A 23,780-nucleotide genomic window follows, 5' to 3' on the forward strand; every position below is an offset into this window, starting at 1 on the left:
GGAGCACCGTGCCGCCACCCCCCAACCCTGACGAGGTCGGTACGGCCGCCACGGCGCTCGCCAGCCTCACCGACGCCATCGCCACCGTGCTGCTCGGCAAGACGGAGACGATCCGGTTGGCGGTGACGGCGCTCGTCGCGCAGGGGCACCTGCTGATCGAGGACGTGCCCGGGGTGGGCAAGACGACCCTGGCCCGGGCGATGGCCGCCGCCGTCACCGGGCAGTGGCGGCGGATCCAGTTCACCCCGGACCTGCTGCCCTCGGACGTGTCCGGCGTGACCATCTACCACCAGGCCAGCGGCACCTTCGAGTTCCATCCCGGCCCGGTGTTCGCCAACATCGTCATCGCCGACGAGATCAACCGGGCGTCCCCGAAGACCCAGTCGGCACTGCTGGAGGTGATGGAGGAACGGTTCGTCACCGTCGACGGGGTACGTCACCCGGTGCCCCGACCGTTCCTGGTGGTCGCCACGCAGAACCCGGTCGAGATGGACGGCACCTACCGGCTTCCCGAGGCCCAACTCGACCGGTTCCTGATGAAGCTGTCGATCGGATATCCGGACGAGGCAGCCGAACTGGAGGTGATGCGGGGCGACGCGGAGCGTTCTCCGGAACGGATCGAGCCGGTCCTCGACACCGCTGCGGTGGCCCGGTTGGCGGAGCTCGCGCGGCGGGTCGACGTACACGACGAGATCTACGGTTACATCCGGCGGATCGCGGTCGCCAGCCGGCGTCACCCCGACATCCGGGTCGGCCTCTCCCCCCGGGCGTGCGTGGCGCTGGCCCGCGGTGCCCGCGCCCACGCGCTCGGCACCGGCCGGGGCTATGTGCTGCCCGAGGACGTCAAGTCCCTGGCCCCGACGGTGTGCGCGCACCGGCTGCTGATCACCCCTGACGCCGCCCTACGCGGGCAGACCGGCGCCGACGTGATGGCCGGGATCGTCGCCGAGGTGGCCGCACCCCACCCGGTGTCGGCCGCCCGTTGATGCCGACCGTACGCGGTTGGACGGTGCTCGCGGTCAGCGCGCTGCTGCTCGTCCTCGGCCTGGTCGTCGGCTACCGGGAGTTGCCCGTGCTGGGTGGCGTGGGGATGGTGGCCGTCAGCGTCGCTGCCGGCTGGGTCGGTTGGCCACCCCGACTGGCGGTGGATCGCACCCTGCGCCCGGCCCGGACACACCGGGGCGGAAGTTGCCAGGTGGTGCTGGACCTCCACACCGCCTCCGGCCGCACCCGCCGGTTCACGGCCACCGACGCGCTGGTCGGGCCGGTAGGCCAGCAGGGGCGAGACCGGATCGTCCCGGTACCCGCCGTCCAGGTGCGTGGTGGCATGCCGACCCGGCTGACCTATCCGCTGCCCACCGACCGGCGTGGGGTGTTCGGCGTGGGCCCGCTACGGATCGCCCGTACCGACCCGCTGGGGCTCTGTCGAATGCAGCGGCGGGTCGGCTCCAGCGACCGACTGGTGGTACGACCGCGTTGGCATCGACTACGCGCCCTGCCGGCCGGGATCGCGCCCAACCTCGACGGCACAGTGGACGGTGCCCGGCACGGCAGTATCGCGTTCCACGCGTTGCGGGAATACCGCACCGGTGACGACCTGCGGCACGTGCACTGGCGCACCAGCGCCCGGGTAGGTGAGCTGATGGTCCGGGAGTACGTGGACACCGCACTACCCCAGGTCGTGCTACTGCTCGACGACCGAGCCGAGGCGTACCAGGGGCACCCGGAGCTGATCGAGGAGGCCGTCGAGGTGGCCGCATCGCTCCTGGTCAGCACCCTGGACTCCGGCACGCCGGTAAGCCTGCACCTGGCGTCGGCCCAAGGCGTGGCCGCGACGACCAGCTCCGGGCTGGACCTGCTGGCCCAGGTGCGACCGGTGGCCGGGGTGGACCTGGCCGGGGCGGTACGCCGTACCCGCAGCGACGGCCCGCGCCGGGACACGTTCATCCTGGTCACCGGCTCGGACGTGGACCTGGCCCCGGCCGTCGCCGCAGCCGACGGATATCCGCAGGTGATGGTGGTGGCGCTCGGCCCGACTACCGTCCGACGGTCCGCACCGCCGGGCGACGTCGCCCTTGTCAGCGCCGGCGACGCGGTGGAGTTCGCCAGTCGATGGGACCGGCCGGCACGATGGGCATGAGAGACCTGGTCGCCACCGGGGCGGCAGCCACGGCGTGCGCGGCGGCGGCGCAGCCGATCACGGCCAGCTACGCGCCGGGACCACTGCCGATCCTGTTACCGGTCGCCGCAGCAGGCGGGGCCGCCCTGGTGGCCGGGGCACGTGCGCTGCGGATGCCACCCGCCGCCGCACTGCTGATGGGACTCGCCGGGCTCGCCGCCGGGCTGCTGGCGTTGGCCACCTGGCTGCCCCGCACCGACGGAGGACTGCTCGGTGCCACGCTCACCGCCGTACGAGGCTCGGGGGCGCGGATCCTCACCAGCGCCACCCCACTCGAATCCACCATGGACACCGTGGCGCTACCGCTCTGCGCAACCTGGCTGGCTGCGGCCACCGCCGTCGGGCTGCTCCACAGCCGGAGGCCCGCCAGCGCCACACTGCCCCCGGTCGTGCTCTTCCTCGGCATGCTGATCGTGGTCGGCCCCGAGCCACGGCCGGCGTACGGGCCCGCCGTGATCCTGGTCGGCGCGCTGGCCCTCCTCCTCGGGGTGACCAGTGGGTACGCCGGGCCCCGGTTCGCCCTGCTCGGTACGACAATCCTCGCCGCCCTGCTGACCGTGGCCGTGGTCCTCGTCGGCTCGCCGATGCTGGCCGGCGTCCAGCGGCAGCCCCCCGACCTGCGGACCTACCTCCAGCCGCCGTTGCGACATGCCGAACAGGTCAACCCGCTCAGCCTGCTCTCCGGCTGGGCAGCCGAACCGCAACGCCCACTGCTGGAGGTACGCACCAACCACCCGTACCGCCTCCGCTGGGTCACCCTGCCCGACTTCACCGGCATCACCTGGCTGCCCGCACCCAGCTACCGGGCAGCAGGAGCACTGCTGCCCGCTGCCCCGGACCCGGCACCCCGCACCGTTCCGGTACGGCAGGAGGTAACCGTCGCCGGGCTGACCGGAACATGGCTACCGGTCCCCGACGGCACCCGCGAGATACACGGCATACGGATCGCCGTCGATCGGGACTCGACGACGGTGGCACTGCCGGACGGGCTCACCGCCGGGACCCGCTACACGGTCGAGGCGGGCATTCCTACGTGGACGCCCACCGAGCTGGCCGCAGCCCGGCTCCCTTCCGACCCCGACTACGACCGGTACCGTCTACTGCCTCCGGGCTGGCCCGCCCGTCTGTTCGAGCTGGCCCAGCTCGCAGCCGGCACCGGAACACCTCATCAGCAGGCGGTACGGCTCGCCGACTACCTGCGCCGGCAGTACCGCTTCGATCCTCGGGCCCCGGGCGGCAACGGCTATCCGAGCCTCGACCGGTTCCTGACCCAGCCTGCGTCAGCCGGTGGCGGCCGGGGCACCTCCGAACAGTTCGCCACCGCGTTCGCCGTACTCGGTCGGGCACTGGGGATGCCGACCCGGGTGGTGGTGGGTTTCCAGCCCGGCCAGGCGCTCGGCGGCGACCGCTACCTCGTACGCAGCGGCGACGCGCTGGCCTGGCCGGAGGTCTACTTCGCCGGGATGGGCTGGATCGGCTTCGATCCGACCCCGGCGGCGTCCGTGGCCGGGGACCAGGTCGTCGAGGAGCAGCCGGCTCCGCTGACCGAGCCGAGCCGGGGGCCGGACGAGGCCACCGCGCTGCCCGACGAGGAGCCGCTCGATGAGGTACGGGCCGGGCCCGGACCGGTCAGGCCTGGGTCGCCGCTCGCACCGATCGGTGCCGGTCTCGCCGTACCGGTGGTGCTGGCGGGCCTGGTCGTCGCGTTACGGCTACGCCGCACCGCCCGGCGGTTCGGCCACGCCGATCCCGGCCGCCGGGTCCTCGGGGCCTGGGCCGAACTGTGCGACGGGCTGCGCCTGGCCGGCCGGGCACCCGGCCCCGCACTGGTCGCTGACGAGGTCGCCGCCCTCGCCCGCGCCGCTGTCGCCAGTGGGCCGGACGGGGTGGGTGACCCGGCCGGTCGGCTCGCCGGGCTCGCGGGCACCGTGAACGCGGTGGCGTTCGCGGGCGTCGTACCGGATCGGGAGACCGCCACCCGGGCGACCGCCGAGGTACGCGCCTACCTGCGGATCCTGCGCCGCCGGACGGGTGGGTTTCGGCCGTGGACCTGGTGGCTCGATCCGCGACCACTCTGGTGGCGATAGGTCGCCGTCTCCCGCTGTTTCCCGCCGCCCGTGCTGCCTCCCGCCATCGGCGCTGTCACACCGCCGGGTCGGGGTACGGGTCAGCGGCTCGGCCCGGGCGTGGACCGGCGGGTGCACACCTCCTCGGAGTGCGCCACCTCGTCGACCGAGAGCACCGTGACGACCACGAAGCAGTAGTCGACGGTCGGGTTCAACCCGTTGACCCGGACCGAGGTGACCCCGGCAGCACCGTTGGCCAGGGTCGACGGCGGCCTGCCGACGGGTCCGCCGACCACGTACGACGGTGCTTGTCCGGCACTGCCGTCCTGCCAGGTCAGGGTCACCGCGATCCGCTCATCGCGGAGCCCGACCTGCCGGGGCGCGGCCAACTGGTTCTGCGACGCCGATGGGGTCGGCTCCGGCCCGGCCTGGGGTTCGGCGCCGGGCCGGATGACCAGCAGCACGGTGGCCGCACCGAGGACGAGCCCGATCACGGTGGCGACGGCGCGATGGGCACCCCAACGGCCGTGCCATCGTGGTGCACCAATTGCCGGTGGGGCTGGCGGTACGACTACCGCCTTCCGCATCGCCGACGCGCCGGTGTAGGCCGTATCCGCTGCTGGCGTGGGTGTGGACGGGTCAGATGCGAGCGGGGCAGGGAGGGGCGGAGCGGATACGACAGATGCGGGCGAGACCGATGCGAGCTGGTCGGGTACGACAGATGCGGGCGAGACCGATGCGAGCTGGTCGGATACGACAGATGCGGGCGGGGTCGGTGCGAGCTGGTCGGATGCGACAGATGCGGGCGGGGTCGGTGTAGGCGAGGCAGGTGCGACCGATGTGGACGAGCCGGATGCGGCAGACTCGGCCGGGGCCGGCAGATCGGGCGTGGACGGCGATCGGCCTGGGCGGACCCGTTCCGGCGGGCGGATCGGCTCCTGCCTGCCGCCCCCGGTGCTGCCGGTAGGCGTACTGCCGGCGGCCGGCACCTCGATGACAGGTCCGGCACGCCCCGCCCGACCTGCCGGGGTCGCCGGGGTCGCCGGGGTCGCCGGGGTCGCCGGAACCGTCAAGGCCGACTGATCCGACAGGGCGGCAGGGTCCGACAGGGCAGCGGAGTCCGACAGGGCAGCGCCGAACTCGGCGGCACTGCCGAAACGTGCCTCCGGGGTCTTGGCCATGCCCCGGGCCAACAACGCCTGCAACCCGGCCGGCACCTCCACGCGAGGCACCTGTGGCACCGGACGGTGCAGGGTGTCCTCCCGATAGGCGAACGGATCCGGTGTCCGGTCACCCGCCACCGCAAACGGTGGATGGCCGGCGAGCAGGGTCCACAGGGTGGAGGCGAGGCTGTAGACGTCGGATCGGGCGTCCTGCCGTTGCCGACGCAGCGCCTCCGGGGCGGCGTGGGGCGGGGTGAGCCGGTCGAGGGCGACGGTGCCGGCCAGTTCGTCAGGATCGGCCGCGATGCCGAAATCGGCCAGCACCGGGCCGGTCGCCCCGCACAGGATGTTGTCCGGGGTCACGTCGCGGTGGATCAGCCCCGCGTCATGGATCACCTGGAGCGCCTCGGCGATGGCGGCGGCGACCCGTACTGCCTCGGCCACCGGCATCGGGCCGCGCCGGGCGAGCACATCGGCGTACGAGCCGTCCGGGTGGTACGTCATCGCCAGGTACGGTCGCCCATCGTCGGTACGACCGGTGCCGACGACACGTACCAGATGTGGGTGCGCGGGAAGGCGAGGCAGCAGGGCCAGTTCGGTGGCCTGCGCGGTCTCCGTGCGGAGCACCTTGAGCGCCACCGGTTCGTCGCCGTCCTCGGTGAATGCCCGGTACACCGTCGCGTCCGGCCCTCGACGGATGCGCTCCTGGATCCGGTAGCCGGATACCGTCGGGGCGTTCCGGGGCGGGTCGACGGTCATCGGGCCCGGCCCGGCCTGCGGTCACCGCTGGTCGCCGCCTTCCGAGGCGGTTCCTCGCTCCGCCGATTCAGCTGGTCCTGGTGGGTGGCGATCGCGTCGGTGTCGACCCGTACCTGTCCGCCACCCGGGGTGGCCTCGCCATCCGACACGTTGACGCTCCTGTCATCGGAACCACCCGGGCCGACCATCTGTCGTCCGAGTGCACGCGCTGGGTTCGATGGTAGTGGCGGAGGCGGTTTACTCAAGGTCCCATTAGGACGTTCTCACGAGACGGGGTGCTGTTGGGCAACCCGTACGACCGGCTCAACTTCTCAGAATGATGGCTCCGCGCGTGCACTCAGGCTGGCGAACCGGTGTGCCGCCCCTCCTCGATCGCCAGGGTGAGGTCTGCGACGGTGAGCTGGCGCAGTGCGTCGACCGTCGGCCGCTGCCCGCTCCCCCGCAACCGTTGGGCCTGCGCCTGGCGTACCGCCTCGAACAGCCGGCGGGCCTCGCGGGCGTTACCGAAGTTCGGTTCGTGCCGGAGCCGCTCGAAGTGCTCGCCCAACAGTGGCTGCGTCTCGGGGACGAACTCGTAGTCGGCGGCGCGGGCAAGCCGGGTGATGATCAGGACCAGTTCCTCGGAGTGGTAGTTCTCGAACTCGATGGTCTTGGAGAATCGGGAGGCGAGTCCCGGGTTGGCCGAAAGGAACTCGGTCATCTCCGTGGTGTAGCCGGCGGCTATCACCGCCACGTTGTCCCGATGGTCCTCCATCAACTTGACCAGCGTGTCGATCGACTCCTGGCCGAAGTCGCCGCGGAGCCCTGCCCGGGACAACGTGTACGCCTCGTCGATGAAGAGCACGCCACCAGCCGCCTCCTCGAAGACAGCCGCCGTCTTGATCGCCGTCTGGCCGAGGTACTGGCCGACCAGATCACGCCGGGCGACCTCGCGGAAGGCGCCACTGGGCAGCACCCCCAGCACGGCGAGCAGACGACCGTACAGCCGGGCGACCGTGGTCTTTCCGGTGCCCGGTGCGCCGGCGAAGATGAGATGGTGACCGGTCTGTTCCACGGCCAGGCCGGCACCCCGCCGCCACTCGTTCACCTGCAACTCGTCGATCAGCCCTCGGACCTGGGCCTTGACCCCGGCCAGTCCGACCATCGCGTCCAACTCGGCCAACAACGAACCCAACACCGCCTGGTCGCGGCTGTCATCGGCGGCGTCCGGCCGACCGGCCCGGTCGTCGCCGGTGCCGGTGACCCGGGTACTGGCGTCCGGCGCGACCTCGATGCCTGGCGACCGGACGTTCTCCACCCGACAGCTGTCGATCTCTCCCGCGCAGCCCCGGCCCACCTGGATCGCCACGCCCTGGGTGTCGTGGATCCAGCACCGCCGCAGGACCGGTGAGCTCTCGTGTGCGATCTCCACCCCGACGGCACCGACCTGGGAGATCTCGCATCCTTCGACCACCGGTTTGCCCAGTTGGTAGACGTAGATACCTCGACGTTGGCAGCGGCTGATCGTGCTGGCCCGGATCTGCGGGTCGGCACCGAGTCGTACGATCATGCCGTCGTCGACATCACTCACCTCGCAGTCCTGCACGGTGCCGCCGGAGTCCTCGAAGAGGAACCCGAACTGGCCCCCGGTGATCCTCGTCTGGAGCGCGTCGCAGCGGCTGCGGTCCCGGACGTCGATCGCCGCGTCATATCCGCTGGAGATCTCACACTGTTTGATCGAGATCGAGGAGCGCCTACCGGCGATCGCCGGATGGTCACCGGCTCGTACGGTCAGCCCTTCGATCGAAAGCTCACCGTTACGGACGTCGAACGCCGGATGCGGCAGGCCGCGCGCGTCGAGCTCGACCGTGCCGGAGTCGTCGGCCGCCGTCACCCGGACCGACATGTCGACCACGAACAGTGCCTCGTGGTACGTACCCGGGGTGACCAGGATCGTCACCCCGGACGACGCGGCGGCCAACGCCGCGCCCACCGTGGCGTACGCGCCGCGCTGCTGGGGTGCCACGAGAAGAGTGCGCGCCATCGCTCCGACCGGTATCAGATGGGACCCTACGACGTCTTGCCCGCCAGCATAGTGCCGTCGCCATCCACTGTCGCGAGTAGACTGCGCCGGCCTGTTGCCGCCCATCGTGGGTCGGGTTGCGGCGTACCACCGGCTCCCCGGCCGCCGCCCTTCTCCAAGAAGAATCTCGTCGTGCATGTCGAAACGGCGTAGCCGGCTCGGATGTATCCGCGTAAGAGCCAAGCGACGCGGATGGAGCAGACGATGTCGGACGAGCAGTACACCCAGGTCACGCCGGAGCCCAGCACCCAGGTACGGGTCCTAGACCGTCTGGTCGGCACCTGGACGGTCAGCGGTGGGGCGGTCGGAACGGTCACCTACGAGTGGATGGCGGGTGGCTACTTCCTGATCCAGCGGGTGGACCTGGAGCAGTACGGGCAGCGGATCCACGGGGTCGAGATGATCGGCCACCTGCGCCCGTTCGGCGAGCAGCCCAGCGCGGACGTGTACTCGCGGTTCTACGACAGCACCGGCAACACGCTGGACTACGTGTACGAACTCGACGGGGACACCCTGCACATCTGGGGCGGGGAGAAAGGCTCGCCGGCGAAGTTCACCGGCACCTTCACCGACGGGGATCGGGTCATGGACGGTGCGTGGGTCTACCCCGGTGGCGGCGGCTACCCGTCCACCATGACCCGTACCGACGCCTGAGACGCACGGAAGGCGTCCGACGATGACGATAGGAACAAGCCAGCGAGCAGCGGGGGTCGACGGCGCACCCCGCGTACACTCGCTCCGGCCCGGCCGGCTGCTCGCCGCCGGCCTGCTCGCTGGGCCACTGTTCGCCGCCCTGGTAGCGGTTCAACTGGTGGCCCACCGAGACTTCGACCTCAGCCGGCACCCGATCAGCATGCTCGCCACCGGAGACCACGGTTGGGTACAGGTGGCCACCTTCGCCGTGACCGGGCTGCTGGTCGTGGCCGCCTCTCGTGGCGTGCACCATCGGCTCACGGCGGGTCGGGGCCGGGTCTGGGTGCCCCGACTGATCGCCCTGTTCGGGATCGGTCTGATCGCTGCGGGCATCTTCGTGCCTGATGCCGAGAACGGCTATCCGGCCGGCACCCCCGACGGGCCCGTCGCGACAATGAGCTGGCACGGGATCGCCCATTCCGCCAGCGCTGCGATCGGCTACAACGCCCTGATCGTCGCAATGGTGGTGTTCGCGGTACGTCTGGCCATCTTGCGGAGACACGGCTGGGCGGTGGCCAACGCCGCGGTCGCACTGACGTTGTTGGTGCTGCTGTCCCTGCCCATGGCCGACGGGGTGAGTATCCGAATGGCGTTCGGAGGTGTCGTGGCCTTCGGCTGGCTGGCCGCGCTGTGCGGATCCCTCCGTCTCGGCCGGGCCCGCCGGCCCGGCGAGCCCCGTCACCCCCGGTGACCAGGGTCCTGCCACCCTTTGGTACGGAAAGGAGAGTCGCGATGAAGTACCTGCTGCTGGCGTACACCAGCGCCAACACCTGGACCGAGGAGGACGTCAGCGCCGAGGAGGTCCAACGGATCTGCGACTTCTACGCCCAGTTCGAGAAGGAGTTGACCGAGTCCGGGGAGTGGGTCGGCTCGGAGGGTTTGGCGGATCCGTCACACACCCGGACCGTCCGCAAGGTCGGCGGAGCGCCGGTGGCCACCGACGGCCCGTACGTCGAGGCGAAGGAGACCCTGGTCAGCTTCAGCATCGTCGATGTGGCCAGCTACGACCGGGCGGTGGAGATCGCCGCACGGGTCGTCGACTTCACCGGCGAGACGATCGAGGTCCGGCCGGTCATGCAGGTCGACTTCGGCGGCGACGACTGATGCACCTGAGGATCGACTGATGCACCTGGATCCACCCACCGAGGACCTGCTTCGCCGGGAGGCACCGCAGGTCCTCGGTGCGCTGGTACGGCGCTACGGCCGATTCGACGTCGCCGAGGACGCCGTCCAGGAGGCGCTGCTGGCCGCCGCCCGGCAGTGGCCGGTCGACGGGATACCGGAGAAGCCACGTGGTTGGCTGATCCGGGTCGCCTCCCGGGCCATGACCGACATGCTGCACAGCCAGTTCGCCCGGCAGCGGCGAGAGGAGCAGGTACATTTCGCCATCCCACCGGACCGGTTCCTGGCCCCCGCTGCGGACACCGTCCGGCAACCCGAGGACGACAGCCTGCTGCTGCTCTTCCTCTGCTGCCATCCGTCGCTGTCGGCAGCGTCGCAGGTCGCGTTGACGTTACGGGCCGTGGGCGGACTCACCACCGAGGAAATCGCGCGGGCGTTCCTCGTACCCGCCGCCACCATGGGGCAGCGGATCAGCCGGGCCAAGGCCACGGTGGCGAAGTCCGGCGCCGCGTTCCGGATGCCCGCCGGGAGCGAGGTCGAGGCCCGGCTGCGCGCGGTCCTGCGGGTGATCTACCTGATCTTCAACGAGGGGTACGTCGCTTCCGCCGGTGCGGAGCTGACCCGCATCGATCTCAGTAGCGAGGCCATCCGGCTGGCCCGCATACTACGACAGGCCCTGCCTGACGATGGCGAGGTCGCCGGACTGGCCGCGCTGCTGCTGCTCACCGAGGCCCGCCGACCGGCCCGGGTCGCCGCCGACGGGGCGGCCGTTCCGATCGCAGAGCAGGACCGGGAACGGTGGGACCGCCGGCTCATCAGCGAGGGCACCGCCCTGCTCGACAGTTCGATGGGCGTCACCCGGCTGGGGCCGTACCAGATCCAGGCGGCGATCGCCGCCCTGCACGACGCCGCCCCACGCCCCACGGACACCGACTGGCCGCAGATCCTCGCGCTCTACACCCTGCTCCAACGGTACGACGACAGCCCGATGGTCACCCTGAACCGGGCGGTGGCGGTGGCCATGGTGCGGGGCCCCCGGGCAGGGCTCGACCAACTCCGGGATCTCGACGGTCTCGGCGACCACCACCGTCTCCATGCTGTCCGCGCACACCTGCTGGAACTCGCCGGAGATCGGGGGGCAGCACGAAGCGCCTACCGGCAGGCCGCCCGGCTGACCTTGAGCGTGCCCGAGCGTCGTCATCTCCTGCACCGCGCCGACCGCCTCGGTGACGGCACCGCCGGCACCCGCTGAGGCCGTGACGACGCCACCCGAGATCTGCCCCAGTGTGGGCGTTGGTCGAGGCCACCGGCAACCAGCCGTCCACGACACGTGCCTATCGATCGACTGTCCCCGACTCCAGGTGCAGCAGATCGGTGTCGTTGTCGAAGTCGCTGGCAAGCGCGTCTGGAGCGCGCATCCGCCACGCGTCGGTGACGAGTTCGGTCAGGCGATCGAGGTTCACCTGCGCGAGCCGCAGCATGACCAGGGGTACCCCGTCGTAGGCAGGCGTCGTGAAGAAGATCTCCGGTTCGCCAAGCAGTAGCGCCTGCTTCTCCGCCTCGTCGCCGACGTACAGCACTGCGATGTCGGTCCGGATGACCCGTGGCCCGCCTGGTTTACGCTCGGGATAGGACCAGACAAAACCCTTGTTCCCAACCCGGAAGTCGAAGCCGTCGCTCGCGATTTCGATCACGTGCGGCAGAGCGAGTGCCAGACGACGAACATCACGGGCGTCAGCCATCGAGGTCGCTCTCGGATACCAACTCCTGCATTGGCACAGGCTAGCCGCCACGTCGGGGACGGCCGGCGCGGGAGCCGAGTAGCGCCACCGCTCAGCGGAAGGCCCCGAGGCCGGCGTACGAGTGCGCAGCAGGCCACGATGTGAAGAGCGGGTTGGGGCATGGTCCTCGGGTAGCGCTGCCAGTGGTGACAGAATTTGCGGGTCCCTGTCGCCCGTCATCTGCCGGTGCTAGGTACCCTGAAGCCTCGCGCCCTCGTAGCTCAGGGGATAGAGCAACGGTTTCCTAAACCGTGTGTCGCAGGTTCGAATCCTGCCGGGGGCACCTCGAAGATCAGCAAAAACACAGCCTGACCAGCGGATACGCTCTCGCGTCAATCGGTCGACCTGTGCAGTCAGATGCCACCCGAAGCCGCCGTTTGTCGCCAGTCGTGCAAAATACGTGCAATGATCTTGGTCGAGTTTCCGCAGGTCAGACGGCACAAATGCAACAAGGCCGCAGCGTCAGCCACGACCTCCCGCACCCTACCCGTAATCCTCATCGGCTCAGTACCACCTCGATCCGCTCGCTCACTTGGCGATCGTGGCCAGAAACGTCCGCGCAGCCTGTTCCCCGGCACGATCCTTGGCCCAAACGCCCCAGCGGCTGCGAGCAGCACCTTTATAGACAGCAGCGAACGTGTGCCAGACGTGCACCCTGAACCCCTCCTGCTCCCACCACTGCTCCGTATGCCCGGACCCCTCCGACAACAGGGTCAACCCGGCTGCGCCCGCTTCGATCGCATCCACAGACACAAGCTCGTCAAGCCGCACGCGCGTCCACGCGGTGCACTCCTGGTAGATGGCCTCGGCCTCAATTAACGCATCGACCGATGCGAACACAGGCACGTTGGAAGCGGTGAAGTCGTGTGCGAAGTACGAAACCTCACCATTGCCCCGAAGCCAGACCTGGTGTGGGTGCGCCACGCTGTGCTCTAGGAGATCCGACATCGGTTCCACATCGTCCGAGTCATAGTCACCCGCATCCCACGGCCACGGCCCCAGCGTGACTACCTCATCGAAAGACCATGCAACACTGCGGAACCGCAGCCCTCCGTACCGTGCCTGAGTTTGTCGGAACAGCGCCAGAGCCGCCTCGACGTCCACTCCCGGCAGCCCGCCAAGCGTCGACCTAAGCTCCGCGTCAGTCGGCCCCTCCCCTACATCAAACGGCACTCTGTCGGCCCGATCGGCCAGAAACCGCTGTGCCCGCTCAGACAGCCCTGTCGGATCATCCAAGATGTGTCGCATGCGTTCATAATCATGGTTACGCATCAGCCATGACCTCCCGCACCCTACCCGTGATCATCATTGGCTCAGCGCCGCCTCGATCCGTTCGTTCATCCGGCTGCGGTCCCCGTCGAGGCACTTCGCGTACACCTTGAGCAGGACATCAACCGAGTGCCCCGCCCGCTCGGCGACGTCCGGAGCCGGGACGCCAGCGTTCAGCCAGAGCGAGACGCCCGCGTGCCGCAGGTCGTACGGCCGCCCGGCCAGCGGAGAAGCCACCCGATCCGGAGGCAGGCTCAACGCCCGTGCCTCGTCCCACACCCGGGAGTACGTCGACGACGCCACCACGTTCCCGCGCCCGCTACGGAACAGCCGCCCGTCCGCGCCGATGCCGAACCGGTCGATGTGCTCCCGCAGTATCGCCACCAGCTCCGGCGGTATGGGCACCTCACGCGCTTCCGTCTCGCCTCGGTGCTTCAAGCCCCGGTCATCGTGCACTTCCCCGCTGTCGGTGTACCGCTTCCCGGCCGCCGGACGGGACTTCTCGACTGTCAGCAGGCCCCAGCCCTGCTCGGGCAGGTGGCAGTCACGTTGCCGAAGGCCCAGCGCCTCACTCGGCCGCAACGCCGCGAAGTAGAGACAGGCGAAGAACGCCCGCAACCGTTCCCCTCGACGCCCCTCCTTTCCACGGGTGCCGACGTAGGTCACGCCCGCCAGTAGCTCGCGCGCTTGCCGAACGTTCACCACCACCCTCCGGTCGACCTCGCCGGCGACCTTGCGCCTGGTCGACCGGATACGCAGCTTGTCCACCGGGTTGAAGTCGAGAAGTTCCAACTCGACCGCGTACTGAAGCACGTTGTAGAAGACCGAGCGTCGCCGCCTGGTCGTCGTCGCGGCTGCCGAAAGCCCATCCATCCGCAGCCCCAACGCATCCAGCGCAGGGCGTACCACCGCGGATTCCGCCAGCGCGGGCAACGGCAGCGACGCTTTGCCGAGCCAACGCAGGGCAGCGGCGATGTCCGCCGGCCGGTCGAGTTGCCGAGCGGCCGGCGGAAACTCGTACTCCCGAAGCGCCCGCCGCAGCAACGCCGGATTAGGCCGGTCGGCCAGGTCCCGGACCAGTGCGCCGGTCACAGTCGCCAGCGCGTCCGTCATGCTCTCCCGCGACTTGGCGGCGGCACCGGGCCACTTCATGTCGATATACCGGAGTACGAAGCCAAGCCAGGTCACCGCCTCTTCCGGCTTGAGCAGCGACTCTGGCATCCCGGAAGCCTGGTCGAACGCCTCACCACGATTCGCCGCCTGCATCAGGTCGGACCGGAAGTTGTCCGCCAGCGCCCGGGTGCTGAACGTCCGCGACTTCGGCTCGCTGCCCACGATCCACCGGACCGTGTACGACTTCTTCCTGCCCGCCAGCGCGTTGACCTGAATCCCGCGAATCCGGACCTCGCGCGACTTCACGCCGCCTCCCGGTGCTGTTCCAACCACGCCCGAAGGTCGCGCCGCTCGATGCGTAGCTCACCGTTGGGGAGCTTGATGCACTCCGGCGCGATGCCCAGCTCACGCCAGCGGTAGAAGGTGCGACGCGACACGCCGTTGAGCACGTCGAGCACCTGCGGAACAGTCAACAGCTCACTTTCCATAAGGGGTGGAATCCTCCGGACGATCAGGCTGCGAGGGCGAGGGGTGTTGCGGTTGCCGAAACAGCGACGGCTGTTCGTTGACGGGCGGCATTGAGATCAGCCCGCCAACGGATACGGGCCGATACGGCACGCAGGATGCGATGTTCGAGGGGTAGGACGTCAGGGTCTTCCGGTCGGGCCAACTCGAAGCGGTATCGCTGTGGCCCGTCCGGTTCGGTGCCCGCCTGGTGCGGGTCCTGGTCGTGTTCTTCGGTGTCGGCCATGCCGCCGGCGAGGATGGCTCGTATCCAGGCCCGGTTGTCGGCGCGGTGGTCGGCGAGGGTTTTGCCGGACCACTGGCGGGAGACGAGGACCCGCCGGCCGGTGAAGCCGAGCGTGGATCGTTGGTGGACCTTCCCGGTGCAGCGGCCGGGGGTCAGGCCAGCTCTGACCCCATCGGGCTGGACACCGTAGAGAAGCCAGTTCGCACACGTCGGCGAGCACGGCAACACCGACAGCTCAGCGTGGAGCCGGTCGAAGTGCGCCTTCTGCGCGTCCGACCGGGGTTTGGCCTGGTCGGTCAGATCCTTGGTGACGTATTTGGTGACGTAGCGGATGGACCGCTCGGCATCCTTGGTGCCCTGCTCGATGCCGCGTGCGTCGATCCGGCCGAGCCTCGCGACGTAGGCCGGGCGGCTGTCGGGTTCCTCCAGCTCGTCGAGGGCTTCCGCCCAGGTGGGCAGCGGCTGCTTCGTCTTGGGGTCGACGTACGCCTGTTGGTCGACGTCCCACACGGGCGGCTTGTCGACCGAGTAGACGAGTCGGTCGAAGGCGGGCCACCACACCTGGTGATACGTCGCGGCGGCGATCTGCTTCAACAAGCGACGCGGCAGGGTGCCCCGGATGGCGAAGTGAGCATGCGGAGCCAGTCGGCGTTGCAACTCGACCGCCCCGGCGTACTGGACGTTCCAGCCGGCCGCACGGCGGACGTTCTGCCACCACCGGTCCAACACCCGGGCGAAGTGGATCGCATCCAACGCGGCGCGCCGGTAGTCGTAGCTGGCCGGGTCGACGGGGGTGCCGAGCACGTCATCGTGTTTGCCGTGCCGTTCCCCGCACTCGCAGGGGGCGATGTAGGCACCTCGGCGTAGGTGGGAGTGCACCGGGCCATGTGAGCCGAGGGTGAGCGTGACCAGCATCGACGGCCGATGAGTCCTGCCCGCCTTCCCAGCATAGGCCCGGCCCACGGTGCGTGGGTCGACGGGAAGCCGAGGCAGATCAGGCGAGTCCTGCCGCCGTTTCGTGGACCGCTTCCGCCGAGGCCGCTCATCCCGCTCCTTCGGGGTCAGGTGCCCGCGTAGGTTGGTTTCGGCCAGGGCCTCATCCAGCTCGACGATGCCCTGATCGAGGTCGGCGATCAGCGCGACCCGGTCATCGGGGTGCATCGGCTGGTAGTTGAGTGCTTCCCGTTCGAACTCCATGTGCGCCCGCACCCGCACCAGCGCGAGGACGTCCTCGCCCGGCTGGTCGGGTCGGATGGCGGGTTCGTCGGCCAGGTGCCAGCCCTCGCGGATCTGTTGGATGCGTAGCCGCCGGTTGCGCTCCGCGCACGGCTTGCACTTCACTGCCAGGGTCGCGCCGCAGGGCACTTCGACGACTTCGGTCACCCCGGTCACGGTGTCGGTACGCCGCAGCGCCAGCGGCCGGACACACACGCCGTTTTCCTCAGCAAGGCGCTTGAGCGCGTCCTTGGCCAGGGGCATACGCATCCGGTCGGCCCGGGAACCCGGCCGAGGCGGGGAAGGTACCCCTGCCGGGATCGCGATGGTTGGTTGGGGGTGGGTCATGGGGTGGCCTCCTCCGCAGGTGCCGAAGGGTTGACCCGGGTGCCATTACGTGGGGCGAACGCCGTTGCTGGTACGGGGACCAGTCCGGGCCGGTCAGACTCCCGGCGGACCAGATCGACCATCGCCACCTGGTCGACGGAGTTGATCTGTTCGTCGGACCGGTCGGGCTGCTCGTCGTCCTGGTCGACCTGCGCCGGGGTGGGTTCTTCGTTGTCGTCGTCCTCGACTGGAACCAGGTCCACGAAGTGCGGTTCAGCGGATGGTGGCGCCGGTTTGACGTTGAGGACGAGTTTCGACAGGCCGAGGAACGCCAACGCGGGGACGGCGGACAGCAGCCACCCAGACAGGCCCGGCTTGGCTACCGCCAACTGTGCTGACAGGGACAGGGCCACGGCGGCGACGAGCAGGAACATGGGGTAGCCGACCGGCCCGCCCGTGCGTCGCCGTTTGCGGATGGTGAGCAGAGCGGCGATGGGGATGAGTTCGGAGATCGCGGCGTTGGCCCAGCCGAACCAGTCCCCGGTACCGGCCGGGGAGTTGGTCATGGTCCAGTCGTGGACGTGGGTGAACGACGCCGCCCCCGCAAGTCCGCCGACGGTGAGGAGGATGAGGACCAGGACCACGCCCTCGAACCGGTCACCCATGCTGGTCACGGTGGTCTTCACGCCGCCACCTCCCGCCCGGTGTCGGTGTCGTCCAGCCGCCGGTAGTCCCGGCCCAGGTCACGAATGTCGGTGTCAGAGAGGTAGGAGAAGCGGACCCGGACGGGTTCCCGCACCCCATCCAGGGCGACGTAGCCCACCCCGGGCGAGGACTCGGGAATCCGGTCACACACGGCACCTCGGTTGCGGGCGCCGTCGCCGAGGACCATGTCCACCTGTTCCGGTTCGGTCAGCCGCAACGCGATCCGGGTCGGGAACAGGTCCCGGAACGGCAGCACGTCCTTACGCGGGTCCTGCAACGCCGCCACCACATGCACACCGACCGCACGGCCCTGCGACAACAACAGCCCGAGAGCCTCCTTGATCCGGTCGCGGACCTTCCGATCAGTCAAATACGCCGTGAGCGCGGCCAGCTCGTCGACGACCAGCACGATCAGCGGCTCATCCACGGTCGGGACGTGTTGACGGGTGACCCCACGCAACTGGGCGGCGCGTTGCCGCATCCGTTTCACGGCCTCTTCCAGGACCCCGGCCATGCTGTCCGGATCGTCGTACGCGAACCTGGCGAACAACGGCACCCCGGCCGCCAACTCCATGCCGCCCTTCGGGTCGAACGCCCACAACTCCACCAAGCCCGACCGGACCCCACCCGCAAGCGACCGGATCAGGGACCAGATCACCGAGCCCTTGCCGGAATTCGTCGCCCCCGCGATCAACACATGCGACCCGGCCAACCGCAGCCGATACAGGTCCCCGTCTTCCCGCCGTCCGAGAGGCAGGCCGTCCAGGTCCGGCACCACCGGCACCGGCAACGGCTTCACCGTGGAGGCGAGGGGGTCGCGGCGGACGAAGTGCAACACCACCCGATCCGGCCGCCCCGTTGACTTCGCCCGGCCCTCACGCAACCGGAACGCGTAGGCGAGACGTTCCGCGGCCTGCCCCCAGTCATCCGGAATCTGGCCCGGCAGCATCCGCACCGTCACCCGATCCCCGAACCGGTCACACCGCACGGCAAGGAGTTGGGGCACGTAGCGGTCTCCGGCGAACGCCGTCGCCAACCCGCAGGTAGCCATCACCGACGCCCAGCCACGCCGATACACCCATAGGCGACGCCACCGCGCCACGACCGGAAACCAGCCGAACCGCAGCCATGACGCCGGATGCCACCGCCACCACCCGAGACAGAGACCAGCCACGGCCAGGACCACGCCCACCAGAACCGGCCAGCCGAACCGTGCCCAGATCCACAGGGCAGCCATGGTCGGGGCGGTCAGCCACCAGTAGCGGACCGCCAACACCGACAGGCGAACCACGCCCCGTAGCAGCCACCAGAAGACCAGCAGCCAGCCCGGAATCCGCCAGGCCGGAAGCCGCAGGTTCATCGGTGCGACCGGGACCTTCTCCCCGGGAATCACATTGATCAACGGCACGACCAGTCACCACCCAAGATGACCCGGGAGCGGCGCGGCCGAGCCAACGTCGCCAGGCACATACGGCACGCCATCCGCCGCAGATCAAACCGACGAGGCTTCACCCACTCCTCACAGTGCGGGCAGTAGATCGCCACCACCCGAGCCGAAACCGGCGACAAACCGAACGCACGACGTAGAACGGCTTCGACCTCACGGACCGCGTGCCGCAACCACACGAGACGAGTACGGCGCATCACGACCACCGGCCCGGCAGCGGTGGGAAGCGCTCAGAGGAGTGATCGGGGGCAGGGTGAACTACGGTGGGCACAAGGCCCTCCTTCACGAGTTGAGGGGTGGGTTCAGGCGCGGGACGGGCCGGGACTCTTGGCGGAAAAACGGCCCGCCCCGCGTTGTGAAACTGGTCAGGCGGCAGCGGCAGCGACAGCGGCCGGCTTGATCGCCGTAGCCCGCAGCGAGTACGCCATCCGCGCCTTGCACTGCCCCGACGACTTGCACCGCTGCGAATCCACGTACGGGGTCAGCGTCAGACCCTCGAACTGGATAGCCGGCGGGTAACCCGGCACCGCCGACGCCGGAGGAACCGGCTGATGCGGCGCGATCACCTTCACCTTGACCTCAGTGGACCGACCAAACTTCCCCGCATCCGGGTCCAGGTCCAACACCCGAACCACCCACACCCGCTCACCCGTCTCCTTGTCCCGAGCCTGGTTATCCGGCTCTGAACGCCGGTCAAAGTCCACCTGCGCATCCACCCCGAGACACAGCGCCCCGGCCGGAAAGACGTAGTCAAACGGAACCGGCACCTTCAACGTCAGCGGAACCACGTGCAACCTCCAAGCCTCACCAGACGCCCTCTGACATCCGGTTGGTTTACCAAGTTACGTCAGCATGTAAACACAAGCAAGAGTCTAGGTGAGATTCGCACACATTGGACGGAGGCGGCCGAGCTTCACAGCAACGCAGTCCGCAGAATGGCTAACGCCGCGCGGTGTGGCTGCGAGCTGAAGGAAGGCGTGGAGTGAACTACCGAGAACTACTACGCAACGTACGAAAGCGGCCCGGCCTCTACTTCGGACGCGGCCAGTTGTCCTACGACAGGCTGGTTACGTTCCTTCAGGGGTTGGACATCGGTGCACAGGGGCTTGTGCTTGACGGCTTCCGGGAGTTCCTGGTTCTCAAGCTCGATGACGGGGACAACCTGACCTGGTGGGGTCTGGTCGAACGTCTGGTACTCGACGGCAACGTCGGACGCCCGCTCAACGCAGCGGACGATCAGACTGCCAGTGCTGGACTGTTCGATCTACTCGACGAGTTTCTTGCCGAGATGAGCAGCCCAGGTAGCCGCAGGCGACTACATCACGAGTACTGGATTTGGAGGCAGTCCCGAAGCTGGTACGACCTGGATCTCGCACGCTTCCACAGCTCACCCCCACCCCCGATGCTGCGCGCCGAAGAAGCCATGGCCCTACTCGGTGCCAGCAGACCCGTCCTCTACGACCTGATAGCGGAAGGGAAACTACGGCCCGCACGAGTGGGAGCCGACCTGCTCTTCTACGAGCGTGCAGTCGTTGCCCTCGCCGCTGAGCTACAGGAGAAGTCTGCAGGGTGAAGCCAGCAGGGAACGCAGTCCCGCTCAGGACAGCGGGTAGGTGTCCTCGATCTCGTGCCGACTGCCTGGCATCACCAGCACCGAGGTCATGATGGGTTCACCGGACGCCTGAAAGACGGTGATCACCGCGCTGAGCACCGGCTCATCAGTCGGTACGGCGAGGGCTTCGGCTTCGTCTTTGCTAACCCGGCGGGCGGTCATCCGTTCGGTGGCGTAGTCGCCCCGCAGGCTCTTGAGCCGGGCGATGTGTTCCAGCAGGCCACCATCGATCGGATCAGCTTTGGTGATCCCCGTACCGACGGCGATGTCCACCGGCACGAACGTCGCCACCAGGTCCACCGGCCCGAACTGCGACACCGTACGCCGACGCCGCTCGTACACCGGGGTACCTTCCGGAATGTTCAACTCGGCGGCGATCCGGGCCGAGGCCAGCACCGGGCCGACATGCAGGATCTCCGTGTCGGCGGTCTCGTCCAGCTCCACCGCGTCCCGGGCATACTGCGGCGAGGTACGGCCCGACGGCGGACGGCCCCGTACGAAGCTGCCCCGGCCCTGCTGAGACTCGATCCACCCGTCCTGCTTCAGGATGCCGAGCGCCTTGAGCACCGTAGGGCGGGACACCCCGAACTCTGTGCAGAGTTGGCTTTCCGAGGGCAGGGCCGCGCCGGGCGGGTACGTGTCGTCCTCGATCCGGCCCCGCAGGGTGTTCAACACCCGCAGGTACTTCGGCGTCGGAACCTCGTACGCCATCACAAGCCCCCCAGCAACAAAGATCACATAATGTCAATACAGGAGCGTAGATGCTCGCAACATGACAGCACAACCCGGGTCAGCCGTTCGACGGCACATCCCCAGCCGGAGGGGCCAGCCACCCCGACCACGAGCCACCACCCACAATCAACTCTGGACGGGAAGCGCCCGGCCACCGCCGAGGCATGCACCCGTACCGGCCGAACACCCGCAACGCCGCCCGCCGCAACGCACACGGCCCGACCTCACCACAGCCCGAACACCGGCCGTCGCCGCTCGACGGCGTGTGTCGGTCAAGCCGGTCCTGCGCCGCCGCCAACTCGGCACGCACGGCGGCGGACAGGTAGACGCTCACGGCTGGACGGCCAACGGCGACAGGGCCGACGCGCGCACCAACACCTGTACCTGCGCGCCGAGCTTGCCGCCGGGAAGGACCTTGAACCCCTCCAGCCACACCCAACTGTGCGACTCCGGCCGGTTGGTTACCAGACGTACCCCGGTCACCCGCAGCGCAGTCGGCCCGTCCTCCGGGTGGTACCTGTCGGTGGCGGAAAGGCGATACACCTCGCCAAGACGTACCCGGATGTCAAACACGACGACCCTGCACCGCCTTCGCGGCCGGCTTGCTGGCGACGGGCCGAAGACCGGACTTCATAACGAAGATCTCCCGCTTCTCCACCGCAAGACCAGCCTGATCCAGCACGTAACCCGTGATCCAGGCCCAGCCCCGGTAGGTGTCCTTCTTGCACACCGAAATCACCCGGAAGACCAACGCGCACTCGCCCCGAAACTGCACAGACGCAGCACCATCAATCCGCAGCACATCACCTGGCTCCGGTGTCACCCGCTACCCCAATCCGAGAAAGTTGGATGGCACCGGGACGGGCGGGCTCCCCTGCGGCCACACTGAGCCCTCTCACGGCCGCATCTCCAGCACCCATCCCGGTGCCAGCTCACGAGGCCGCCAGGCGGCCAGACCCGCCACAGTCCAGACACGACCGGCGAGCCAACGCCCGCCCAGGTCGCGCCGCCTGCGCCATCACCCGAAGCGCCACCCGTTGCACGACGTACTTCCACCCCGCACCCGCGCAGAAGGAGCAGACCGGCGAAGTGGGTGGAGTCGACACGGCGTCTGGGCCAGGAAGGCTAGACGCGCCTGAGCCGAGACCAGTCAATGCCAGACCAGACATAACCGGAGCTACCGGAGCAACAAGCATCAGACTCTCCCCAGACGCAGAGCGTTAGAACTAGCTCTATAGGACAGCAAAGCGCATCCTTCTGTCAATAGAGCTAGCTCTAATGGTGGATCGTCTAGCATTCAACCTGACGGTGATAGCTTCAGCTGGCTCATGACGAGGAGGAACAGGTGAGCATCGGCTACCGAGAGCTGGCGGGCCTCCTGCGTCAAGCCATCCAGCGTGGCGACTATCCCGAGGGCGGCACGCTACCCAAGCAGAACGAGATTGCCGCAGCCCACGGCGTCAACATCAACACCGTGCGGCAAGCCGTACGGGTTCTCGAAGCCGAAGGGCTGGTGACGCCGGTCCGCCGTCGGGGAACAGTCATCCGGCCACAGGTCCCTATGAAGCGGCTCGGCATCGAGCGATACGCCAAGAGCAAGTGGAAGTCTGGCCTCGTTGCGTTCGCCGCCGACCGGGAAGCAACCGGTCGCGCCTGGGCACCAGGAGATCAGACCCAGACCGTACGGATGACCGAGGCTGACTCCGAGGTCGCCGAAGCCTTGGGCATCCCGGCAGGAGCGCCCGTCTATGAACGTGCCCGGCTCGTAAAGGAATCGGATAGTCCCACGCATACCCTGACCAGCTACTACCGACCTGAGGACGTTGAAGGAACAGCGCTGGTCGACCCGACCCCAGGCCCAGCCGGTCGCGGTGGCGGATTCGCAATCCTCACCGACCGAGGCTTGGAGCCGGATCAGATCACCGAGACCGTCCGCGCACGTATGCCCACACCGGACGAGGTTGAACTGCTACAACTACCCGCAGGTGAGCCGGTCATGATCCTGCATCGCACGACGCACACGGGTGAGGGTCGACCGGTCGAGTTCGCCCGGGGAGTGCACGCCGCATCCCGCTTCACCTGGTCGTACACCTTCAAGATTCCTGACTGAAAGCCAAGCCATGACGATGCCCACGGTCATCCCGTCAGCCCACCGCGCAGACGTCGAGTGCCTGTGGGACTACCACAACATGCACCACCAAATCCGGCCCTGCGATGTCGGGATCGGACTGGGCAGTCATGACCTCGGCGTCGCCAAGATTGCCACCGAACTCTTTCACCGGAAGATGTACCCGCGACTGGTCTTCACCGGGGCCAATGCGCCCACCACCGTCGAGCAGTTCCCCCGTGGTGAGGCCGTGCACTACCGCGAGTACGCCGTTGAGCACGGCGTACCGGCCGACGCGATCCTCATCGAGACCGCGGCCAGGAACACCGGCCAGAACATCGAGTTCACCCGCGCCCTACTGGCCGAGCACCAGGTCGAGACACAATCCGTGATCCTGATGTCCCGGCCCTATCAGCAGCGCCGCGCCTACGCCACCTGCAAGAAGCTCTGGCCCGAGGTCGATGTCATCTGCGCGTCCCACCCGCTCTCACTCGATGACTACGTCACCAGCATCGGCAACGCCACCAAGGTCATAGACATGCTCGTCGGCGACACTCAACGCATAGACAAGTACGCCGAACTCGGCTTCGCCATCCCCCAGGACGTACCCGCCGAGGTGCAAGCCGCCTACGCCCGCCTTGTTGACGCCGACTACATCAGCAGACTCATTCGTTAAA

At 68.7% G+C, this 23,780-nt stretch carries 24 protein-coding genes and 1 tRNA gene; 11 read left to right on the plus strand and 14 right to left on the minus strand.

All coding sequences use genetic code 11. The features are described 5' to 3' along the window. The first annotated feature begins 8 nt into the window (after nucleotides 1–8). The 3 genes from FHR38_RS10275 to FHR38_RS10285 are packed head-to-tail and all read left to right on the plus strand — an operon-like array spanning nucleotide 9 to nucleotide 4,266. Nucleotides 9–986, plus strand: coding sequence for an AAA family ATPase (locus FHR38_RS10275; protein ID WP_184534451.1), 978 nt, complete (start codon nucleotides 9–11; stop codon nucleotides 984–986). Further along, a complete protein-coding gene (locus FHR38_RS10280) occupies nucleotides 986–2,140 on the plus strand; it encodes a DUF58 domain-containing protein (protein ID WP_184534452.1) in 1,155 nt (384 codons plus the stop codon). Before FHR38_RS10275 ends, FHR38_RS10280 begins: the two co-directional genes overlap by 1 nt. Beyond that, entirely contained in the window at nucleotides 2,131–4,266 is a 2,136-nt protein-coding gene (locus tag FHR38_RS10285) for a transglutaminase TgpA family protein (RefSeq protein WP_184534453.1), read from the plus strand. Before FHR38_RS10280 ends, FHR38_RS10285 begins: the two co-directional genes overlap by 10 nt. An 80-nt stretch (nucleotides 4,267–4,346) precedes the next feature. Here FHR38_RS10285 and FHR38_RS10290 read toward each other — a convergent pair whose 3' ends face one another. The 3 genes from FHR38_RS10290 to FHR38_RS10300 all read right to left on the minus strand — a co-directional run bounded on the left by FHR38_RS10290 (nucleotide 4,347) and on the right by FHR38_RS10300 (nucleotide 8,190). After that, the gene (locus FHR38_RS10290) at nucleotides 4,347–6,167 is read right to left on the minus strand and encodes a serine/threonine-protein kinase (protein WP_184534454.1); all 1,821 of its coding nucleotides are present in this window, start codon (nucleotides 6,165–6,167) and stop codon (nucleotides 4,347–4,349) included. Further along, complete coding sequence (locus FHR38_RS10295; RefSeq protein ID WP_184534455.1) at nucleotides 6,164–6,316, minus strand: hypothetical protein; 153 nt, start codon at nucleotides 6,314–6,316, stop codon at nucleotides 6,164–6,166. The genes FHR38_RS10290 and FHR38_RS10295 overlap by 4 nt, the downstream gene beginning before the upstream one ends. A 188-nt stretch (nucleotides 6,317–6,504) precedes the next feature. Further along, complete coding sequence (locus FHR38_RS10300; RefSeq protein WP_184534456.1) at nucleotides 6,505–8,190, minus strand: right-handed parallel beta-helix repeat-containing protein; 1,686 nt, start codon at nucleotides 8,188–8,190, stop codon at nucleotides 6,505–6,507. 243 nt (nucleotides 8,191–8,433) lie between these two features. Here FHR38_RS10300 and FHR38_RS10305 point away from each other — a divergent pair, with 243 nt between their 5' ends. The 4 genes from FHR38_RS10305 to FHR38_RS10320 are packed head-to-tail and all read left to right on the plus strand — an operon-like array spanning nucleotide 8,434 to nucleotide 11,296. Further along, nucleotides 8,434–8,883 (plus strand): hypothetical protein, encoded by a 450-nt coding sequence (locus FHR38_RS10305; protein ID WP_184534457.1) that lies wholly within the window; start codon nucleotides 8,434–8,436, stop codon nucleotides 8,881–8,883. 22 nt (nucleotides 8,884–8,905) lie between these two features. After that, nucleotides 8,906–9,613: a DUF998 domain-containing protein gene (locus tag FHR38_RS10310; protein ID WP_184534458.1), complete on the plus strand. Its 708-nt coding sequence runs from the start codon at nucleotides 8,906–8,908 to the stop codon at nucleotides 9,611–9,613. A 41-nt stretch (nucleotides 9,614–9,654) separates the two neighbouring features. Beyond that, nucleotides 9,655–10,026 (plus strand): YciI family protein, encoded by a 372-nt coding sequence (locus FHR38_RS10315; protein ID WP_184534459.1) that lies wholly within the window; start codon nucleotides 9,655–9,657, stop codon nucleotides 10,024–10,026. Nucleotides 10,027–10,045: 19 nt separating this feature from the next. Continuing rightward, nucleotides 10,046–11,296: an RNA polymerase sigma factor gene (locus FHR38_RS10320; RefSeq protein ID WP_184534460.1), complete on the plus strand. Its 1,251-nt coding sequence runs from the start codon at nucleotides 10,046–10,048 to the stop codon at nucleotides 11,294–11,296. Between the two features lie 82 nt (nucleotides 11,297–11,378). On the opposite strand, the gene FHR38_RS10325 is transcribed toward FHR38_RS10320, so the two are convergent. Further along, nucleotides 11,379–11,786 carry an MmcQ/YjbR family DNA-binding protein gene (locus FHR38_RS10325; protein ID WP_184534461.1) on the minus strand — a complete coding sequence of 136 codons (408 nt, stop codon included), beginning with the start codon at nucleotides 11,784–11,786 and terminating at the stop codon, nucleotides 11,379–11,381. 249 nt (nucleotides 11,787–12,035) lie between these two features. On the opposite strand from FHR38_RS10325, the gene FHR38_RS10330 reads away from it, so the two are divergent. Next, a tRNA-Arg gene (locus FHR38_RS10330) sits at nucleotides 12,036–12,108 on the plus strand. A gap of 245 nt (nucleotides 12,109–12,353) precedes the next feature. Here FHR38_RS10330 and FHR38_RS10335 read toward each other — a convergent pair. The 7 genes from FHR38_RS10335 to FHR38_RS10365 form a co-directional block, all read right to left on the minus strand. Further along, a complete protein-coding gene (locus FHR38_RS10335; RefSeq protein ID WP_184534462.1) occupies nucleotides 12,354–13,073 on the minus strand; it encodes a hypothetical protein in 720 nt (239 codons plus the stop codon). Nucleotides 13,074–13,130: 57 nt separating this feature from the next. After that, nucleotides 13,131–14,513 (minus strand): tyrosine-type recombinase/integrase, encoded by a 1,383-nt coding sequence (locus tag FHR38_RS32115; protein WP_184534463.1) that lies wholly within the window; start codon nucleotides 14,511–14,513, stop codon nucleotides 13,131–13,133. Further along, a complete protein-coding gene (locus tag FHR38_RS10345) occupies nucleotides 14,510–14,695 on the minus strand; it encodes a helix-turn-helix transcriptional regulator (protein ID WP_184534464.1) in 186 nt (61 codons plus the stop codon). The genes FHR38_RS32115 and FHR38_RS10345 overlap by 4 nt, the downstream gene beginning before the upstream one ends. 23 nt (nucleotides 14,696–14,718) lie before the next feature. Then, a complete protein-coding gene (locus FHR38_RS10350; protein WP_184534465.1) occupies nucleotides 14,719–16,521 on the minus strand; it encodes a replication initiator in 1,803 nt (600 codons plus the stop codon). Further along, complete coding sequence (locus FHR38_RS10355; RefSeq protein WP_184539488.1) at nucleotides 16,518–17,165, minus strand: DUF2637 domain-containing protein; 648 nt, start codon at nucleotides 17,163–17,165, stop codon at nucleotides 16,518–16,520. The genes FHR38_RS10350 and FHR38_RS10355 overlap by 4 nt, the downstream gene beginning before the upstream one ends. Nucleotides 17,166–17,182: 17 nt before the next feature. After that, complete coding sequence (locus FHR38_RS10360) at nucleotides 17,183–18,613, minus strand: FtsK/SpoIIIE domain-containing protein (RefSeq protein ID WP_184534466.1); 1,431 nt, start codon at nucleotides 18,611–18,613, stop codon at nucleotides 17,183–17,185. 404 nt (nucleotides 18,614–19,017) lie between these two features. After that, entirely contained in the window at nucleotides 19,018–19,440 is a 423-nt protein-coding gene (locus FHR38_RS10365) for a hypothetical protein (protein ID WP_184534467.1), read from the minus strand. Between the two features lie 194 nt (nucleotides 19,441–19,634). Between FHR38_RS10365 and FHR38_RS33195 the strand changes: the two genes are divergently transcribed. Then, nucleotides 19,635–20,225, plus strand: a complete 591-nt coding sequence (locus FHR38_RS33195; protein WP_184534468.1) for a helix-turn-helix domain-containing protein — start codon at nucleotides 19,635–19,637, stop codon at nucleotides 20,223–20,225. Nucleotides 20,226–20,249: 24 nt separating this feature from the next. Here FHR38_RS33195 and FHR38_RS10375 read toward each other — a convergent pair whose 3' ends face one another. From FHR38_RS10375 to FHR38_RS10385, 3 genes are all read right to left on the minus strand, one after another. Continuing rightward, entirely contained in the window at nucleotides 20,250–20,975 is a 726-nt protein-coding gene (locus tag FHR38_RS10375; RefSeq protein ID WP_184534469.1) for a GntR family transcriptional regulator, read from the minus strand. Nucleotides 20,976–21,326: 351 nt separating this feature from the next. Then, on the minus strand, nucleotides 21,327–21,569 hold the full coding sequence (locus FHR38_RS10380; RefSeq protein ID WP_184534470.1) for a hypothetical protein: 243 nt from the start codon (nucleotides 21,567–21,569) through the stop codon (nucleotides 21,327–21,329). Then, a complete protein-coding gene (locus FHR38_RS10385; protein WP_246446426.1) occupies nucleotides 21,562–21,771 on the minus strand; it encodes a hypothetical protein in 210 nt (69 codons plus the stop codon). The genes FHR38_RS10380 and FHR38_RS10385 overlap by 8 nt, the downstream gene beginning before the upstream one ends. A gap of 570 nt (nucleotides 21,772–22,341) precedes the next feature. Here FHR38_RS10385 and FHR38_RS10390 point away from each other — a divergent pair. Both FHR38_RS10390 and FHR38_RS10395 read left to right on the plus strand, forming a co-directional pair. Next, nucleotides 22,342–23,106, plus strand: a complete 765-nt coding sequence (locus FHR38_RS10390) for a GntR family transcriptional regulator (protein WP_184534472.1) — start codon at nucleotides 22,342–22,344, stop codon at nucleotides 23,104–23,106. Nucleotides 23,107–23,116: 10 nt separating this feature from the next. Further along, nucleotides 23,117–23,779, plus strand: coding sequence for a YdcF family protein (locus tag FHR38_RS10395; protein ID WP_246446429.1), 663 nt, complete (start codon nucleotides 23,117–23,119; stop codon nucleotides 23,777–23,779). Nucleotide 23,780: the final 1 nt, after the last annotated feature.

Source organism: Micromonospora polyrhachis (genome assembly GCF_014203835.1).
Taxonomy (GTDB): domain Bacteria; phylum Actinomycetota; class Actinomycetes; order Mycobacteriales; family Micromonosporaceae; genus Micromonospora_H; species Micromonospora_H polyrhachis.

Coding starts and splice junctions, on each gene's coding strand:
- FHR38_RS10335 (WP_184534462.1), bottom strand. CDS start 13,073: ATGCGACACATCTTGGATGATCCGACAGGGCTGTCTGAGCGGGCACAG.
- FHR38_RS10350 (WP_184534465.1), bottom strand. CDS start 16,521: ATGACCCACCCCCAACCAACCATCGCGATCCCGGCAGGGGTACCTTCC.
- FHR38_RS10355 (WP_184539488.1), bottom strand. CDS start 17,165: ATGGGTGACCGGTTCGAGGGCGTGGTCCTGGTCCTCATCCTCCTCACC.
- FHR38_RS10315 (WP_184534459.1), top strand. CDS start 9,655: ATGAAGTACCTGCTGCTGGCGTACACCAGCGCCAACACCTGGACCGAG.
- FHR38_RS10345 (WP_184534464.1), bottom strand. CDS start 14,695: ATGGAAAGTGAGCTGTTGACTGTTCCGCAGGTGCTCGACGTGCTCAAC.
- FHR38_RS10395 (WP_246446429.1), top strand. CDS start 23,117: ATGACGATGCCCACGGTCATCCCGTCAGCCCACCGCGCAGACGTCGAG.
- FHR38_RS10325 (WP_184534461.1), bottom strand. CDS start 11,786: ATGGCTGACGCCCGTGATGTTCGTCGTCTGGCACTCGCTCTGCCGCAC.
- FHR38_RS10320 (WP_184534460.1), top strand. CDS start 10,046: ATGCACCTGGATCCACCCACCGAGGACCTGCTTCGCCGGGAGGCACCG.
- FHR38_RS10310 (WP_184534458.1), top strand. CDS start 8,906: ATGACGATAGGAACAAGCCAGCGAGCAGCGGGGGTCGACGGCGCACCC.
- FHR38_RS10290 (WP_184534454.1), bottom strand. CDS start 6,167: ATGACCGTCGACCCGCCCCGGAACGCCCCGACGGTATCCGGCTACCGG.
- FHR38_RS10280 (WP_184534452.1), top strand. CDS start 986: ATGCCGACCGTACGCGGTTGGACGGTGCTCGCGGTCAGCGCGCTGCTG.
- FHR38_RS10305 (WP_184534457.1), top strand. CDS start 8,434: ATGTCGGACGAGCAGTACACCCAGGTCACGCCGGAGCCCAGCACCCAG.
- FHR38_RS10285 (WP_184534453.1), top strand. CDS start 2,131: ATGGGCATGAGAGACCTGGTCGCCACCGGGGCGGCAGCCACGGCGTGC.
- FHR38_RS10375 (WP_184534469.1), bottom strand. CDS start 20,975: ATGGCGTACGAGGTTCCGACGCCGAAGTACCTGCGGGTGTTGAACACC.
- FHR38_RS10300 (WP_184534456.1), bottom strand. CDS start 8,190: ATGGCGCGCACTCTTCTCGTGGCACCCCAGCAGCGCGGCGCGTACGCC.